We start from the raw sequence: 16246 nt of genomic DNA on the forward strand, positions 1-16246 counted from the left end.
AAGGCACGTTGACTCCCTGTTCTCGAAGCCGTGAGGAGACCCGGTGCACCGCCTGAGATTACGAGCGCGGCTGGCTGCCGCGCATGACCTGAAACCGGCGTCCGGGAGCTACCAACTCCCCTGCCCCGGGCCCGCCCTGAGAAGCGGGATTCACATCGGCGCGGTGTCGACGGCTTTGCACGAGAAGTCGACACCGCGCCTCCTACGAACCGCGAGGAGCCGCTGCGATGCAGCACGCCCTGATACGCCCACGCTCTGACCCAGCTCCGCTTCCCGGCCGGACTGTCCGCCCCGGCGAACGGCGGCGGCGATGAAGAAAACCACCGGAGCGGTCGTCGGCCTCTTCGCCTCCGGTCCGCTCCTGCTGGCCGTTCCGGTCCTCGCCGTCGGGGCCGAGACTGCTACGGCCTCTTGCTCGACCGGTGGTCCACGGGCTGTGGATACCTCGGCCGTTGCCGCTCAGGTGAAGGCGATCCTGGACGGCGGCAAGGGCACGGTCTCCGTACCGGGCCTAGGAGACCCGGCCGAGCAGATTCCCAATGCCAAGACCATCCAGGCCACCGGCGTCGCGATGAACATCCCGGCCCGGGGCCAGATCGTGGCTCTGGCGACAGCCCTGCAGGAGAGTGGCCTGCGGAACCTGACCTACGGCGACCGCGACTCGCTGGGCTTGTTCCAGCAGCGGCCGTCGCAGGGGTGGGGCACCGCGAACGAGATCCTCGACCCGGTGCACGCCTCGACGAAGTTCTACGAGGCGTTGGAAAAGGTCTCGGGCTGGCAGTCCCTGTCCGTCACCCAGGCCGCCCAGGCGGTGCAGAGGTCCGGCTTCCCCGAGGCTTACGCGAAGTGGGAGCCCCTTGCCACCGCCTTGCAGCAGGCGATCGAGCCGCTGCTGTCGAAGGCCGGCGGCACGTCGCCGAGCCCTTCGCCGTCCGGCTCGGACAGCACGGCCAGTGCTGCGTCGAGTACCGCGGGCGGCTGTACGGCCGACGGGGACGGCACCGACTTCGGAACCATCCCGCCCGGCGCGGTGCCGACCGGATACAAGATCCCGGCAGACGCTCCGCCCAAGGTCCAGACGGCGATCCGCTGGGCGCTCGGCCAGCTCGGCACCCCGTACCAGTGGGGCGGGAGCTGCACCGACTCCCACGGGAGCGACCCCATGGGCCGCTGCGACTGCTCCTCGTTGATGCAGCAGGCGTACAGGGCCGCCGGGGTCACCCTCACGCGGACGACGTACACGCAGGTCAAGGAGGGCAAGCCGGTATCGGTGGACGCTCTCCGGCCCGGTGACCTCGTCTTCACCGAAGGGACTGTCAAAGTCCCGGAACACGTCGGGATGGTCGTCGGCCAAGGCCTGATCGTGCACGCCCCGCGCACCGGGGACGTGGTCCGCCTCGCGACCCTCGCGTCCTGGAAGCCGCAGATTCTCGCGGCCCGCCGAGTCGTCTGACCGGCGCTTCTCTCCCTCCCTCTCCTGCACTGGCGCTTCGCCCCCTCGGGCTTTGGCCTGCACTAAATCGAACTGGAGTTCACAACTATGTACCTAGTCGACAAGGTCGTCCAGCTCGCCTACGACCCCGGGATCAAGCCGAACGAGGGCGGGCTGCCGGGTCTGTCGGTCCTCAAGCAGGTGATGGGCTCGATCAACCTCTTCGGGATCATCGCCGTGGTCGGGGCGCTCGCCGTCAGTGCGGGCGTGTGGGCCTGGGGCCACCACTCCGGCGGCCACCAGGCCGAGGCCAACGGCAAGAAGGGCGTGCTGGTCAGCGCCGGCGCGGCCCTCCTGCTGGGCGCCGCAAACGGCGTGGTGGCGTTCTTCAGCACGCTGGGGAGCCAGGTCCGCTGATGTCTTCCCGCTCCACGAACCCCGGCGGCGCTTCTCGCGTGCGCCGCCGGGCGCTGCTCGGCACCGCTGTCCTGGTGGTGCTCGTCGCCCTCGCCGGCCTGGCCGCCTACGTCACCCGCGACGGCAGGATCTCCTCCAAAGCTCCCGCACCGCAGGTGAGTTCGACTTCCCCCTCCTCCCCGACCGCTTCTGCTTCCGCCTCGTCACGACCGCACGGCAGCCGCGGCGAACTCCCCGTTCCCCCGTCCACGCACGACCCGATCGCCTTCGGCAAGGCGGCAGCCGCGGCGCTGTGGTCGTACGACGCCCGCGCCTACTCCCAGCGCGAGCTAGTGGCCGCCCTGCGCGGGTGGCTGACCAGCGAGAGGAAGTACGCCGACACCGCCTCGGTCGACGCGCTCGTCCCCTCACGTGTGCTGTGGAAGGAGATGGCCGCCAACGGCCAGTTCGCCACCGCCAAGGTGAATGAGGCGCACTTCCCCGACTCGTTCACCCAGGCCCTGCAGGCGGACCCCGGGGCGATCACCACTGCGTACGTCTACGCCGTGACGGTCTCCGGCAAACAGTCGATCGCCTGGAAAGGCTCGTCGCACGGCGGCGCCGAGAACCGAGTCACCACCCTCGCGGTTCAGTGCCGTCCCTCCCGTCCCTGCGCCCTGGCCGGTGTCCTGTCGGCCGTCGCTCCCTGACCCCCGCCTCTGAAGGGAGGTATCGATATGGGAGTCTGCGACTTTCCGCTGATGGACACTGTCTGCGGTGCCGTCGACTTCGCCACCAACCCCTCCGGGACCGTCACCGACGGCATCGGGGCGTGGATCGCGAAGTCAGCGGGTGAGCTGGCCGCCAGCGCGGCCGATCTCGCCGCCACGGCCGTCAACGAGACCACCGCCATCGATCTCAACGCCGGTTGGTTCCGGGACAACTACGAGCTGCTGTTGCCCATTGGTCTCGCCCTGACCGTCGGCACGTTCTGCATCCAGTTGATGCTCGCGGCCTGGCGGCGGGACGAACGCGCACTCGCCCAAGCGGCGATCGGCACGATGACCGGCGTTCTCTTCTCCTTCTGCGCCGTCGCCTTCACGTCCGTCGCCATCACGGTGGTCGACGCCCTGTCCGACGGCCTGTTCCAAGCAGCCAACAGCTCAGTCGACGACGCGATCCGCCGCGTCATCAAGGTCAACCAGTTGGGGCCGATGTACGGCCTCGGCTGGGCCATCCCAGCCCTGGTCGCCTTCGGCTGCGCGATCGGCGCGTTCATGTACTGGGGCGTGATGGTCGCCCGCAAGGTCGGAGTCCTGATCATGGTCGCCCTCGCCGTCTTCGCCGGAGCCGGTGGCGGCTGGGAGGTCGCCAAGCGCTGGCGGAGGGGGTGGATCGAGGCCACTGCCACCCTGGTCGTGTCGAAACTGCTGATGACCGTGGTCTTCCTGATCGGCGTCTCGGCCATGGGCAAGTCCGATGCCACGGACGGCATGGCCGCCCTCTCCGACGCGATGGCCGGCATCGTCGTGATGGTCCTGGTCCTGCTCTGCCCGTACGCCACCTACAAGTTCGTCCACTGGGCGAGTGACGGCGGCGGACACGACGACCTGCACCGTACCGGCGTCGCCGGCATGGCGGTCGCCGCAGGTGCGGCGAAGACCGCGGGCAGCCTCGCGATGCAGGCGAGCACCGGCACTCCCGCTCCGCAGGGGCCGAGCAAGGTCCCCGGCGCGGGCAGCGACGGTGTCGCTTCCGGCATCAACCCCACCGGTGGAAACCTGAGCAAGGAGGGTATCGACGCCGGACCTCCGAAGCCGCAGACCCGCTTCCGGTACGGCGAGGACTCGAACGCCTCCGGTGACAAGGGCCGCGCCCTGATCCAGCGCCCCGGCATCCCCGCGCTGATCACACGGCCTGCCGACAGCGAAGCAGGAGGCTTCGAGGGGGCTCCCTCCGCTCCTCAGCCCGCTGGCGCGTCGATTCCGGGCGGCAGCTTGACTCGCGTAGGTGCCGCGCCGCCTGGCGGTCCCGCCGCACCACCGCCGCCCTCCACCGGTCCGTCGACGACCGGCTCCCCGACTCCGACGAGCTGGGTCTACCCCGACCAGCCGCCGTCGGGGTCCTGACCCACCACCACCGGGGGCGGGCTGCTTCCCTCCAGCCCGCCCCCTGCCCCAACCGCACGGGTGGAGTCCTGCGATGACCTCCAGAAGCGCGCCACGCCTCCGCCTCGTCCCGCCCGCTCCCACTGTCTGGAACCGCCATGTCTGACAACCGCCAAGCCGAAGTCACCACGGCCACCGTGAAGTTCCCGCATCGCAGCAGGCGCGGCATCCTGCTCGGCCTGACCGCCCCGCAGCTGATCGTCGTGAGCCTCACCGGCCTGCTCCTGCTCGCCGTGATCCTCGCCCGTGGCGTGGTCAGCGCTCTCGAACTCATCCCGCTGTGGGCCGCCATCGCCCTGCTCGTCTTCGTCCGCTACCGAGGCCGGGCCCTGGCCGACTGGGCTCCGATCGTCACCCGGTACGCGCTTCGCCGGATGCGGGGCCAGCTGATCTGGCTCGTCCGCCCCTCCCGCCGGCCGGTCCGCGAAGGACTCCTCCACCTGCCCGGTACCGCCGCCAGCCTGCGCGTGGTCACTGCACCCGACCGCCGGTACGGCGCGATCCACAACCCCCACACCGACACTCTGACCGCCGTCGTCAAGGTGTCCTCCCACGCCTACGCGCTGCTCGACCCGGGCACCCAGAACGCCAACGTCAACGGCTGGGGACGCACACTCGCCGCGCTCGCCCGCACCGGCCAGGTCGCCCGCATCCAGGTGATCGAGCGCACCGTCCCGGACTCCGGCGACGCTCTTCGCCGGTACTGGGAGGAACACGGCCAGCCCGACGCCCCGGTGGCCGGCCAGGTCTACAGCGAGCTGATCCAGAGCGCGGGCCCGGCCGCGGCGCCGCACGAGGCGTACGTCGCTATCTCGCTGGACGCCAAGGCCGCGCGACGCCTGATCAACCAGGCCGGAGGCGGTCTGACCGGGTCCTTCAGCGTCCTGGCGCAGCTGACCTCGACCTTCGACCAGGCCGCGCGTACCGCCGGGCTCAACCCCACCGGCTGGCTCACCGCCCGCGAGATCGCGGCCGTCGTGCGAACGGCGTACGACCCCAAGGCCCTTGCCGCACTGGACCGTTGGTCCTCCTCCGGGCGTCCCGAGGCCGACCCCGCAGCTGCCGGCCCAGTCGTGGTCGTCGAGAAGTCGGACCACATCGCGACCGACTCCGCCGTCCACTGCACGTACTGGGTGGAGAACTGGCCCCGCACCGAGACGTCGGCGGGCTTCCTGCACCAGCTGCTGTTCACCGCCGGGGTGCGGCGGACCCTGTCGCTGTCGTACGAGCCGAAGGGGCTGGACGCCGCCCTGCGTGATGTCCAGCGCAGGAAGGCCAGTGTGATCGCGGACGCAGCCGAGCGGGCGCGGCGTGGTCAGGTCGACTCCGAAGCGGACTCGATCGAGTACCAGGACATCAAGTCCCGTGAGCGCCAGCTCATCGCGGGCCACGCGGATGTCGCCCTGACCGGCCTGCTGACCGTCTCGGCCGACTCCGAGGAAGAGCTTCGTTCCGCCTGTGCCGTCGTGGAGACCGCGGCGGTCGGCGCCCAGCTCGACCTCCGGCCTCTCACCTGGCAGCAGGCCGAAGCGTTCACCGCCGCCGCCGTGCCGCTCGCCCTCGCCGTCTGATGCCGGCCCTCCTCCCTTCCGAAAGAGCACCGCCATGTCCCGCACCGCCAGCCCGACCGCGCAGGACTTCGTGCCCTTCGCCACCGCCGCGCTCGACTTCCACCGCGCGCTCAACGTGCCAGGCGGTCCTCTCGTCACCACCCGCGAGGAACTGGACGCCCTGCACGCTCATCTCGTCTCGTTGCATGGCCTGCTCGATGCCCACGCCGCCCGCACGGGCCGGCTCACGCCGATCGAGGGCGACCAGCTCAGCGCCGCCCGCACCCGGGTCTGGCAGGCCGCCGACCACGTCCACGCCGCCTATCACGCGGCCCCCCGGCCCGGCTCCGGTGAGGTCCCCGACCGCGAGGCGTGCCAGGCCGGCCTGCCGGAATGCGCACCGGAGCTGACCATCTGCCAGCGCCACCAGCGCACCGCGCACCTGGTCCGACGCCGTACCACCCCGGCCGACCTCCACGCTCCGTTCACCGGTCTCGTCCGCCACTGACCCTGCCTTTCGTCTGGAGAATCGTTCATGCCCCGTACCCGCGCCAGCGCCTCCCCCGTGTTCGTCCCCCGCAAGGCGTCGCGGGCAGAGCAGCGCGCCGCCCGCGCCGGTTTCGCCGAGGCCCGGCGCCAGGCCCGCCTCGCCGGAGCCCCGCCCCGGCGCCGCGACGAGGAGACCTTCGACCCGGAGCTGCGGCCGACCTATCCGCCGTCCGGACGCCCCGGCCCGGCCTCGGCACGCGGCGGCAAGCTCCGCCTGCCCGCCCACCGGATGACCACCGCCACCGTGTCCGGGGCCTATCCCTTCCTCGCCGAGGGCGGCCTGGGCGCGGAGGGCATCTTCATTGGCCGCGACGTCCACGCGGAAACCGCGTTCTGCTACGACCCGTTCTCGCTGTACAGCAGCGGCCGGGTCGAGGGCTTCACCAACCCCAACGCGGTCCTGGCCGGGATCATCGGCATGGGCAAGTCCGCGCTGGCCAAGTCCATCGCCACCCGGGCGATCGCCCACGGTTACCGGGTCTACGTGCCCTGCGACCCCAAGGGCGAGTGGACGGCCATCGCGCAGGCTCTCGGCGGCTACAGCATCGCGCTGGGGCCGGGGCTCCCGGGCAGGCTGAACCCCCTGGATGCCCCGGCCCGGCCCGCCTCGGTGAGCGAGGACGACTGGTCGACCGAGGTCCGCAAGCGCCGTCTCCTGCTCCTGGCTGGCCTCGCGCGCACCGTGCTGAAGCGCGATCTCCAGCCGATGGAACACACGGCCCTCGATCTCGCGCTGGACTTGGTCGTCACGGAAGCCGAGGCAGGCGGCACCGTGCCCCTGCTCGGCAAGATCGCGCACACCCTCGGCTCACCCGAGCACCTTGACCGGGCTCTCGGCGACCAGGCCGGGCGCATGGGGGCCGCGGCGCAGGACCTCGCGCATGCACTGCGCCGTCTGGTTCACGGCGACTTGAGCGGCATGTTCGACGCGCCCTCGACCGTGGCCTTCGACCCGACAACCCCGATGCTGTCCATCGACCTCTCCCGCCTGGGCGGCTCGGGCGACGACACAGCGCTGGTCCTCGCGATGACCTGCGCGAGCGCCTGGATGGAGTCCGCGCTCGCCGACCCGGACGGCGGCCGACGCTGGGTGATCTACGACGAGGCGTGGCGCGTGATGAGGCACGTCGGCCTGCTGGAGCGCATGCAGAGCCAGTGGAAGCTCAGCCGAGGGCTCGGTATCGCCAACCTGATGGTCATCCACCGCCTCAGCGATCTGCTGAGCGCGGGCGACGCCGGCTCGCGCGGTCGGGTGCTGGCCGAGGGCCTCCTCGCCGACTGTTCCACCCGCATCATCTACCGCCAGGAGCCCGACCAGCTCGCCGCAGCCGCGTCGCTGCTCGGCCTGACCGGTATCGAAACCCAGGCCGTGTCCGCCCTGACCAAGGGACGGGGCCTGTGGAAAGTCGCAGGTCGGAGCTTCATCACCCAGCACATCCTGCATCCGGCCGAGCGCGAACTGTTCGACACGGACGCCCGGATGCATGCAGACCCCCGAGAGTTCACCGCGCCTGACGCGTCCTCAGTTCCTGGATCGATCAGGGAGGCGCGGCAGTGAGCCCCCGTGAGGTCTCGGGTTCCCGGTCCGGGCCCGCCCCCGGTCTCCGGCTCGGTGCGGTCGAGAACGCTGCACCGCTCCAGCGCCACCCGACGACCGGCCCGGCCACGAGTCCGGACGGTGGCTCACCAGCAACTGACGGGAACGACCGCCTCGCCGCTGCCCGGACCGAGGAGTTCACCGACCAGTTCCGCGAGGCCGTCACGGAGGACTTCGGCGCGGTGGCCCGCCTGCACCAGATGCTCGAGACCGCCTCCGAGTGGTGTCGCGTCCACGGTGCCCGAAGCAGCGCGTCCGAGTTGGACGCCATCGCCTCCCGGTTGACCGACCTCGGCGAGGAGCTGCATCTCGTCGCGGAGAACGTCGACCACGAGATCCGCTCCCGGTCGCACCAAGCGGCAGTAGCAGCCCGTCTCTCGCCAGCGGCGTCGGCCCGGGGAACTTCCCCCGGCCAGCGGAACGACGCTCCATCTCCTGTCCCACCTTCCGTCACGCGCTCGCTGCCGCGTTCGCGGTGAGGCACCCGTACAGAAACGAGTAACGACCATGCCAACCTCTCCCGGCTCCTCCGCCACCCCCGATCGCCAGCCGCAAGATGCCGACGAACGGGCGGCATGGCGGGCGCGTGTCCAGGCCCTGGCCTCCGCCGCTGACGGCATCAGGCAGGCTTCGGACCAGTGGGACGCGGTCTCCGACTCGTACTGCGACGAGGACGGGTGGCCCGTCGATGAGACCGGCTACGCCGACGGCAAGGTGGCCCGGGACGCTACCGCCTGGGAGCACGTCGAGACCTTCCTGGCCCACGGCCCCGAAGTCCTCGCCGGTGTTCGGGCCGCCACGCAACCGGCCGACTACATGGACGGCCCGATCAGCGCCGACCTGCTGCGCCTGCGCGGGATCGACTCCGTACTGGAGCGAGCGGGCGAGATCCGCCGCGAGTGGGATCAGGTCATCGCGCTCATGGAGGGGTCCATGCCCGGGTCGCGGGAGCTCTACGAGGAACGAGCCCGCGAGATCCGCAACTCCGAAGGCTGGCACTACGCCGACGAACTCAGCTACAGCGGAGCGGCGTTGGCCAGGGCTGCCGATCACCTGACCGACCGGATCGGGGTCAACCAGTCCGCGCACACGGGGCGCGTCCAGGCGGCCCTGGCCCGATCCACCTCCGGTCGGCACGATGCCTCTGCCGCTTCGCCGTCCGCCTCGGCAGCGTCAGAGCCCCCTGCCGTGCGGCGCTCGCGCTGACGCCTCTAGCACCGACTTCCGGCGAGGCCAAACCGCACGATCGCCGGATCCTCAACGAACGCCACTACCCCCTACCGGCCCCCGCCCGGCTGCGGCTTCCCACCGCCGTCGACCCCTGGGGACGGCCGGCTACGGAGAAGCCCACATGCGCCCCGATCAGACCCTGGTCACCCTCCAGCGGGAGGGCACACGCATCACGGCGCGCACCAGCGAACCCTTCATCCAGGAAGCCGCCGCTGGCACGTCGGAGCATGACCACCCGTACAGCCACCTGATCACGCCGCTTCGGCAACGCGGACTGTCCTGCACCGTCGAGTACGGCCTCAGCGACCACATCGTCCACGCCGAACTTCCCGACGGCAGCGCCCTGATCATCTCTCCACCCCAGGAACCGCCCACCGACCACCCACCCGGGTATCCAGGGAGCTGGTTGGTAACGCGCGGGCATCCCGACGACTCCACGCACCACGAAGTGATCTACGACTCGGAGCCCGACGGTCCCCACGCCCGACACGGCGGCAGCATCCCCCGCCTACTCGCCGCCATCGACACTCGCCTGGACCAGCTCGGCCTGCCGCCCCGACCGCAACCACGGCGACCTGCCCACGAGAGCGGCGCCGACGCGGTGCTCCACCGTGCGGGCTTCGTCCCCGTCGTGCTGTTCCGCGAGCGCTTCCACCGGCTGCCCTCCGCCATGACCGACCCGGTCGAGCAGCGACAGATGGTGACCCGGGCCGTCGACATGCTTCAGGCCGAGGGCTTCGACGTCTCGTGCGATCCCGGCCTCCTCGACCCCAGCCTGCCGCCCCCTGACCATCAGGGGCTCATCCTCGGCGACCGGCTCGGCCACCTGACCCAGTCCATCCAGTCGGCGGCGCACACGGGCGAAGTCGTCGCCGCACTGAGCGAGCTGACCGCTCCCGGTGACGGCGTTCTCCAACGCGTCGTGGAGTCCCTCAACACGACGGCCGACTGGTGGGAAGGCCTGGGCGAACCCGCCGATCCCCACTACGCGAACCGGCTGCGTTACATCGCCCAGAAGCTCGACTCCTACGCCTTGGACATTCGGTCCATGCGCGGCGTCCTGGCCGACCGGCACACCGACCACCCCGGCAGGCTCCAGGCCCGGGTGGACCAAGTCGCCCCGGAGGAACCGGCGGCGTCCCGGGTCGCCGCCGCTCTCGCGGTCTCGCCGACCGCACCCACAACCCCGGCCGCGCCGCCGTCCGCTTCAGCCGCACCTGCCTCCCTGCCACCCGCCCGGCCCTCGTCCGCGCCCGGTCGCTGACCGCTGCCCAGCTTGGAGCCCGCCATGTCCCGCACCAGCAGAACCGTCCCCGCCCTCGACCGCCCCGCTCCCCCTGCGCCCATCGGATGGACACGCCATGCCCACCCCCGAGCACGACCCGCTTCCCGACATCGCGGTCGGCCGCCACCCCGACCTCGGCATCGTCGCCGCCAACCCCAAGCAACTGGCGGCAAGCACCTGGATGTTGAAGGGATTCGACTTCCACCCCGTCCCCGACCACCCCAACCTGTACGCACTGGCCAACCAGCAGCGTGACGGGCAGGGCCGCACCACCCGGGCCGTCGCGCTACTGCGCAAGGCCGGCTACCGGGTCGACGTGGACACCGCGTTCGACCCCTCGCCGACCTCCGGACCAGCGCCCGCCCCCGACCGGCCCCCGCGCGTCGAGCCGGACGTCGCGTTCGCCGAACACCCGCAGCTCGGCGTGGTCGCCGCCACCGCCGACGGTTCCTCCGCTCTCGACGGCCCGCTCATCCTGGAAGAGCACGGCTGGCGACACAAACCGAGCCTCATCTACACGCTGCCCATCACCACGCACCGCAGCGAGGCGCTCGACAAGGTCGCCACTGCCACGCTGGCGATGCATCGTGCCAACCTCCAGGTGGCCGTGGAGCCCCTCCTCGCCCAGGACGTAGCCGCGCGCCGCTCACCCGCGCCTACGACGGCAGCGCGCCCCCAGCGCGATCAGGGCTTCACCACTCACAAGTTCCCCATGAGCGCCGCCGCGCTCGCCGCCAGTCCCGCCCGCGCCGGCCTGCCGGGTAAGGCGCCGGTGGCCGTGCCCGCCGCCTCCGGCCCGGCGGCCCGCCCGGTGGACCCGCGCATCGCGTTCTCCCGTAACCGCTGACCCAACTCCCGTAAGGAGCAGTTCCCATAGCCGTTGCTGGTAATCCCGGCTATCAGAACTTGCGGAATGCCAGCCCGAGCGACCGCCGAGGGGAGCTCTGCGAGACGGACACAGACAGGAACGTTCAACCGCTTTTCCGCCCGTGCCATCGGCTCAAGACCCGCGAGGACTTCGGGGCCGCTGGTCCGCCGTTCTAGCAGCTAGACAGAGGGGAAAGAGAGTGAATCGCCGTCCCCAACTCCCGGCGGAATGGGCGGTATTTGTCCGTGAGGTCCACGGCGTCCGGGTCCGGGTGGCCGGCCTCCCGCAGGAACTCGACCACGTCACCCGCCTGGTAGGCGGTCCCGAGGATCTGCCCGTCATATCGAACCTTGCGCCACCCGCGCTCGTCGGGCGGGTAGACGACTACACGTCGCTCCATGCCCCAGCCTCTGAGAGGGCGGCTGGGGCCGCATCTCAGGGGCCTCCGCTCGAAGCGGTTTGCTGCGCATGCATGTTCTATTTTCAGGTGTCCCGCCCCAACTGCGCCCGCGTCTGCTTGGCGAGGTCGACGAACCCGTCCAGCCACTCCTGAGTCACGTGGCCCTCCCAAACCGGTAGGTGCAGGGACGACACCCACGGGCCGTGGACTCGACTGCCTGATCCGAGATCCCCGAAGGCACGGAACCGAGTGGGCACCCGCGCCATCTTGATCATCTCTTTGGCTAGTCTCCGGAGGTCGTCGGCGTCTGCGATCCAAACACTGTTCGACTGTGGTTGCAGTCGCCTCACCGGCTGATGCAAGCGATGCGCCGGAGGGAACAGGTAGGCCGAAAGTTGTCCGTCGAGGTCGAGATCAAAGCCCACGCCATCGACAGTGAAGTCGATGGCCCCCACGTTCGAGATCCGCACCCCGGGTAAGAACTCAACGGAGTCGACGTTGACCGGCTTAACGTCCTTGAGATTCTCGATCTTGGTGACGATGCCAACACTGCTGGCACCGACCGCTTCCGCTTCGGCCTTCGGTGTGGTGAACGCCTTGACGACCTGATCCAACTGTTTTGCACTCAGGCCGGCACCGTGGCTCTCCGTAACCTGCCGCGCCTTCCACGCAATCAGCTCCTCGGTCGGGTAGGACTCCTCATGGGCATCCACCCACCTGTGGTGCTTGAGGCACAGAAGCAGCAGGTTCTCCTCGCCGTTGAGCTTGCCGTTGGCCTTGGTGAAGTTCGGGTCGTACCGAGCCCCGCCGGGCTTCTCGGCCCGGATGTGCGCCACCTCTACGTTCGGGCTCTGGTGGCCACGGTGCTCCTCGATCAGAGGCTCTGAGCAGTCGGGGTACGCGCAACCCGTCGCGCGACCGAACAGGATCTTGCAGAGGCGGGCACCAGGGCTGAAGTCGCTCACCGGACTGACGATAGGTGGTCAAAGCCGCTCCGACCTGGGAAATCCAGCATCTCGCCGGGCTGCAGCCCAAGCAACTGACACACCGCCAGATCTACTCGAGTCAACCTGACCATTCCGTCCATGCAAATCCTTAACCCCCGACGAAACCCTACGGCTTGGCCATACACCTCATCCCGTAACGCCCCTAATAGAAGGAGCACCCCTTTGGGAGTTGCCGGTAAGCTCCACTATCAAAAGTTGCGGAATGCCCTGGGACGATGGGCGTGCCTGGGTCATCTGATCACGCGGTGCTATCACGGTCGCAGCTCGTGAATCTAAGCTCGGCCACGGCCTCGGCAACGTCGTTGCTTTCAGTGCAATGGTGACGATCTCGAATACAGTGCCGCGTTCGTCACAGATCAGTCTTCGTGCGCTGGCCGTCCAGCGATGGGCGCATGTCACCGGCTGGTCAACACCCCAGCGCAGCCTGCTAGAGCGGGCGCAGACGCCCACAACAGCAGCCACAGACGCCGATAGGGTAGGACGTGTCGGGCTGACCGACGTTTCGCCAGCCCACTCGGCCCAACTGCCGAGTCAGGTGTGGGAGTGCAACGCCCTGCAGGGCAGAGAGCGAGTCTGACGCAGGTGCGACCCGATGAGTTGTTTCCTTCCGCTGCCGGATACCTCGACGTGCCTTCCAATTTGGACGTGGATCCCACGGATCCGACCAGTGTGGCGCAGTTACTTGCCCATATCCGACTTCAACAGGATCACCTTCAGGACACTCCCCACGTGTGGGAGCAGTTCACCAAAGCGCTCCTGAGCGACATTCGAGGTGTTCCAGCTGTCGTTCCCCAGGTTCCTGAAGGGGCGCGTGTTGTTCTAGCACTGGGCGTCTGCTGGGCCCCCGCGCGGCTGGCGTTCGAGTGTGCGCAACCCTTAGCCATGTGGGAGTGGCTGCATCGGGCGGTGGCTACATCAGACAACGAGGGCGGATCGATCGACATTGACTTGGGGCCGGTCGACCGGGCCCTCAAAGACCCGCACTGGGCCAAGTCCGTGGAGCGAATCGTCATCTTGCTGGCGCCGATGGTGTTCTATCTGGCCAATAACCACAGTACCGGCGAGCACCTGGCTCAGGGCTTCCGTGCACCTGTATTCTCCATCTGCGCCCGCGCCTTGCCGACCGGGGACAAGCATGTGGTGGAGGCTGCCCTTCACCTGGCAAAACATTTGGTCTGGCAGGACTTGCGCCGGCCGGCGTGCCTCCTAGGACACGCCTTGGAGCTTCTCCTGCTGGCCAATCCTACTCACCCTCTCGCGGGGGCCATGGCTGCCTTTCTGGCCGGGGAACGGCCCCCGGTGACCCATCGCGACCCCACTGTAATCGCGGCGTGGGCGGCACAACATGTCTCCATGAATCCCTTCGCCGCCCTGAATCTTCAGGTGAGTCGATTCTTGGGGATGCCCAAGAACGAGGGTGACGCCGTCCTGCCTGAATTGTTGCAGCAGGTGGAGGAGGTCATCGCCATAGTGGAGAGCGAGAGCGATCCGGCGCAGGTGTCACGCGATCGAGGCATCATTTTCTCCATTTTGGGCCAGCTTCAGTACCGGCTTCTCCAGTCAGGTGACGCGCTGCACCTGACCCAACTGCTGAGCATCTGGCGGGGTGTACCAGCGGATCAGGCTCGCAACGACCGGTGCCTTACGCTGGCGAACGCCGGAAGTAAGGTCTGGTTCCGGCCAGGTTCGGCCCCATCACCTGACCTCCCGGACTCGGGTAACCGTCTCACCACGGCCTTCAATAAGGCATTGGGGAAAGCCTTGGTTACCCGCGGCCAAGGCGACACCGCACTAACTCATCCTGCCACCGGGCGCAAAGATCTGACCCAGGCAGAGGAGTTGCACGACGCCCTGCACGCCCATCTCGACGTAGCGGATCTCGTGGAATTCGCCTTTAGCGAGGACGCCGCCGCCTTTATCTCACTGCTGCCGAGCCTAACCCCGGTGCAAGCGCTGCTGGCCCGCGCGCAAGGACCGGCCCTTCCGCTGGCCGTCAGTTTGCGAGCACCGCTGCCGGACCGTCCTGTGGAACGAGTGCAGTTGTGGTGTGGTGATGCACCGTCAGCTCGTACGGAAGCCGCCATCGTGGAGAGAGTTTTTTCCTACGCTGGTAAAACTGTCGACGCAATCACTGGCGATGACCTGTCCCGCGACCGATTCCTTGCCGAGTTCCAGCGCGATGACTACGACGTCATCTGGGTCGTCGCGCACGGGTCGCACCCTCCCTACGCGCCCGACCAATCTGCTGTCGTGCTCAGCGACAGCGAATACGTCTTCCTCGACGACCTCGCCCGCGCGACGCGGCCGCCAGCGTCAACCCGGCGACTCGTTGTGTTCAATACCTGTGACAGCGCGGCCGCTGACACACAAGGCCCTTATGACGACCGGGGAATCGCCCGTTCCGTAGTCGGACCCGACCAAGCGGTCATTGGCCACTTGTGGCCAGTCGACGGAGATGCCGCCACCGTTTTCGGTGCGCTCCTCGCAATCGAACTCGCTGACGGAAGCGATTACGCGGAGGCATTCGCCAACGCTCTGCGCGATCTGCAACAGGATTGGGCCACGTTGGCCGGTCAGCTTGGTGACCGTGGTATCGGGTCCCTGGTAGCCGAGCCCTTGGACGGCTTCAGGCAGCCCACCATCTTCGACTGGGGAAGCGCCGCCTTCCTGGAATGACCGATGGTGCACGCAAGGGGCTACGGGGGCCAGGCATCGCCAGCGCACAAGCCGCCCAAGCTGGCAGGCGGAATTGGGATGATCCCTCATGGTTTGCCGGTAATCCCGGCTATCGCACCTTGCGGAATGGAGCTGTCGTCGGTGCAGACCGCACTGCAGAGGGTTTGCCAGCCACCATCTCCATCAACGGGGCGGCCAGCTCGTTCCACGGCCACCCTCTTCTTTCGGGCAGGCACGGTCGCGCAGATGAGCGCGGATGGCCGTGTCGAGGGGGGCGCCCCAGCCGTTGAGGAGCTCGGCAGAAAGTAGCCTGGGACGGTAGCTGGCAGGGGAGACAGGGATGCGGCTCGGGGCATCTCGGCTCTGGCGAGCCCTGCGTCCGGCCGGTCGGCGGCCCATTCCGCGACCGCACTCAGAGAAGGGGACCGCGAGGGCCGTGCACCCGTCCAGGACGCGGTCAGAGGCTGGCGGGCTACTACGTCCGCGGCTCGGTCGCGAACCTGGGACAGAGGAGCGCGAGGCTCTCCCCGATGCCAGCTTCCAAGAGGTCCGACGCCATCCCCAGCGAACGGCGATCGCGTCCGACGATCACACAGGGATCTCATCCGGGGAAACGCTGCGAGGACGCTGGGTACCGTCCTACAGTGAGCGGCTGAACACCAACTTGAGCTGCCTTTTTGGGAAGTGGGGGGCATGGAATTTCGCATCAAGGTGGAGTGCGCCGATGTCGAAGATGCAACGGCGGCCGAGTTGACCAGGGAGTTCGCGGACTGGTTGGTCGAGGACCGTTCGGTTGGTGCGCATGCTGACATTCGGAAGATCCGTCCACCGTCGAGTGACGGTGGGATGTCCGGAGACGCCGTGGCCTGGATCGCGCTAGCGACGTCGTCGGGTTTCTCCGTAGCCACTCTGGTCTACGCGCACCTGGCCTTCCGCGCCTCGCTGCCGAGCAGACTCCGCGGCACAACGCGACTGATTGTCGAGCGTAATGGGGTGCGCGCGACCATCGAAGGCGAATCACCAGAGGCCGTCGCCCAACTCGCCCGGGCCCTGCAAACGGGCGACTCCACCCCGCTGGTATAGGGCCA

15 protein-coding genes are annotated in these 16246 nt (G+C 68.8%); 13 read left to right on the plus strand and 2 right to left on the minus strand.

Features of this window, described 5'->3' with window-relative positions:
* The first annotated feature begins 310 nt into the window (after positions 1–310).
* From SGFS_RS09030 to SGFS_RS09080, 11 genes are all read left to right on the plus strand, one after another.
* Positions 311–1453 (plus strand): C40 family peptidase, encoded by a 1143-nt coding sequence (locus SGFS_RS09030; protein ID WP_286249271.1) that lies wholly within the window; start codon positions 311–313, stop codon positions 1451–1453.
* 87 nt (positions 1454–1540) lie between these two features.
* On the plus strand, positions 1541–1849 hold the full coding sequence (locus SGFS_RS09035) for a DUF6112 family protein (RefSeq protein ID WP_046913952.1): 309 nt from the start codon (positions 1541–1543) through the stop codon (positions 1847–1849).
* Positions 1849–2538 (plus strand): hypothetical protein, encoded by a 690-nt coding sequence (locus SGFS_RS09040; RefSeq protein WP_286249273.1) that lies wholly within the window; start codon positions 1849–1851, stop codon positions 2536–2538. The genes SGFS_RS09035 and SGFS_RS09040 overlap by 1 nt, the downstream gene beginning before the upstream one ends.
* Positions 2539–2565: 27 nt before the next feature.
* On the plus strand, positions 2566–3957 hold the full coding sequence (locus SGFS_RS09045) for an SCO6881 family protein (protein WP_286249274.1): 1392 nt from the start codon (positions 2566–2568) through the stop codon (positions 3955–3957).
* A gap of 137 nt (positions 3958–4094) precedes the next feature.
* Positions 4095–5567, plus strand: a complete 1473-nt coding sequence (locus tag SGFS_RS09050; RefSeq protein ID WP_286249275.1) for an SCO6880 family protein — start codon at positions 4095–4097, stop codon at positions 5565–5567.
* Positions 5568–5601: 34 nt separating this feature from the next.
* Positions 5602–6054, plus strand: coding sequence for a DUF6238 family protein (locus tag SGFS_RS09055; protein WP_286249276.1), 453 nt, complete (start codon positions 5602–5604; stop codon positions 6052–6054).
* Positions 6055–6081: 27 nt separating this feature from the next.
* Positions 6082–7653, plus strand: a complete 1572-nt coding sequence (locus SGFS_RS09060) for an ATP-binding protein (protein ID WP_286249277.1) — start codon at positions 6082–6084, stop codon at positions 7651–7653.
* Positions 7650–8171: a hypothetical protein gene (locus SGFS_RS09065; RefSeq protein ID WP_286249278.1), complete on the plus strand. Its 522-nt coding sequence runs from the start codon at positions 7650–7652 to the stop codon at positions 8169–8171. Before SGFS_RS09060 ends, SGFS_RS09065 begins: the two co-directional genes overlap by 4 nt.
* Positions 8172–8199: 28 nt before the next feature.
* A complete protein-coding gene (locus tag SGFS_RS09070; RefSeq protein ID WP_286249279.1) occupies positions 8200–8898 on the plus strand; it encodes a hypothetical protein in 699 nt (232 codons plus the stop codon).
* A gap of 145 nt (positions 8899–9043) precedes the next feature.
* Positions 9044–10186 (plus strand): hypothetical protein, encoded by a 1143-nt coding sequence (locus SGFS_RS09075; RefSeq protein ID WP_286249280.1) that lies wholly within the window; start codon positions 9044–9046, stop codon positions 10184–10186.
* 97 nt (positions 10187–10283) lie between these two features.
* Positions 10284–11054 (plus strand): hypothetical protein, encoded by a 771-nt coding sequence (locus tag SGFS_RS09080; RefSeq protein ID WP_286249281.1) that lies wholly within the window; start codon positions 10284–10286, stop codon positions 11052–11054.
* Positions 11055–11247: 193 nt separating this feature from the next.
* On the opposite strand, the gene SGFS_RS09085 is transcribed toward SGFS_RS09080, so the two are convergent.
* Both SGFS_RS09085 and SGFS_RS09090 read right to left on the minus strand, forming a co-directional pair.
* Entirely contained in the window at positions 11248–11475 is a 228-nt protein-coding gene (locus tag SGFS_RS09085) for a hypothetical protein (protein ID WP_286249282.1), read from the minus strand.
* A gap of 83 nt (positions 11476–11558) precedes the next feature.
* A complete protein-coding gene (locus SGFS_RS09090; RefSeq protein WP_286249283.1) occupies positions 11559–12440 on the minus strand; it encodes an HNH endonuclease in 882 nt (293 codons plus the stop codon).
* A 687-nt stretch (positions 12441–13127) separates the two neighbouring features.
* Here SGFS_RS09090 and SGFS_RS09095 point away from each other — a divergent pair.
* A complete protein-coding gene (locus tag SGFS_RS09095; protein ID WP_286249284.1) occupies positions 13128–15158 on the plus strand; it encodes a CHAT domain-containing protein in 2031 nt (676 codons plus the stop codon).
* A 693-nt stretch (positions 15159–15851) separates the two neighbouring features.
* Entirely contained in the window at positions 15852–16241 is a 390-nt protein-coding gene (locus SGFS_RS09100; RefSeq protein ID WP_286249285.1) for an effector-associated constant component EACC1, read from the plus strand.
* Positions 16242–16246 lie beyond the last annotated feature (5 nt).

Origin of the sequence: Streptomyces graminofaciens (genome assembly GCF_030294945.1) — a bacterium.
In the GTDB taxonomy this organism is placed as follows: Bacteria; Actinomycetota; Actinomycetes; order Streptomycetales; family Streptomycetaceae; genus Streptomyces; species Streptomyces graminofaciens.